This is a genomic window from Paracoccus xiamenensis (genome assembly GCF_011308835.1).
Lineage (GTDB): Bacteria > Pseudomonadota > Alphaproteobacteria > Rhodobacterales > Rhodobacteraceae > Paracoccus > Paracoccus xiamenensis.
Map to the genome: position 1 here is coordinate 1 of NZ_JAAOHY010000021.1, position 1,138 is coordinate 1,138.

Here is a 1,138-nt window from a genome sequence, read left to right on the forward strand (position 1 = left end):
TGACCTGCTCCCCTGAAGTGTCCTCGATTTACGGTTAGCCTGTTCTCCAATTGAGGAGACAGACGATGAAGAGAAGCCGTTTCAGCGAAGAGCAGATCATTGGCATTCTGAAGGAGCATCAAGCGGGCGCAACAGCTGCTAGTTTATGTCGCAAGCACGGCATCAGCGATGCGACGTTCTATAAGTGGCGGTCGAAATACGGGGGCATGGAGGTGTCGGAGGCGCGGCGACTGAAGGCTCTGGAAGCCGAGAATGCGAAACTCAAGAAGATGCTGGCTGAACAGATGCTCGATGTCGCGACGCTGAAAGAGATGCTCGGAAAAAACTTCTGAGGCCCGGTGCAAGGAATGAGGGGCCAGCCCGCCATCGGTCCGAGGGCGGCCCCGAATGCCGTGGACTGGGCAATGCAAACCAAGGGTTACAATCAGCGCCGGGCCTGTGCTTTGGTGGGGATCGATCCGCGCGTGTATCGGCGTGAGCCAAAGCGTCCGGAGGACAACGAGCTACGGGTCAGGATGAAGGCACTGGCGTCCGAGCGGCGGCGGTTTGGCTATCGGCGTCTGCACATCCTGCTGAAGCGCGAGGGCTGGGAAGTGAACTGGAAGAAACTCTACCGGCTCTACCGCGAAGAAGGGTTGATGGTCCGTAAACGCGGCGGGCGCAAGCGCGCCGTGGGCACCAGAACGCCCATGGCGATCCCGCAAGGCCCGAACCAGCGGTGGTCTCTGGACTTCATGTCCGATGCCCTGGAAGACGGGCGCCGGTTTCGGGTGCTGAACGTCATCGACGACTTCAGCCGGGAATGCCTGGCCGCCGTGGTGGATACATCCATCGGCGGTGCGCGCGTCGCCCGCGAACTGGACCGGATCGCTGAGATGCGCGGATATCCCTGCATGGTTGTCAGTGACAACGGGACCGAACTGACCAGTAACACAATGCTGAAATGGCAGGACGACCACAAGGTCGATTGGTATTATATTGCACCCGGAAAACCTATGCAGAACGGCCTGGTCGAAAGCTTCAACGGCAGGATGCGCGAGGAGTGTTTGAACGAACACTTGTTTCCGTCTTTGCGCCATGCCTGCCGCATGATTGCGGCATGGCGCGACGACTACAACCATCACCGCCCGCACTCGAG

General features: G+C 59.5%; 1 pseudogene. It reads left to right on the forward strand.

The window, feature by feature from the left end:
• Positions 1–65: 65 nt before the first annotated feature.
• A pseudogene (locus tag G7044_RS17845) lies at positions 66–1,138 on the forward strand (IS3 family transposase); the annotation flags it as partial.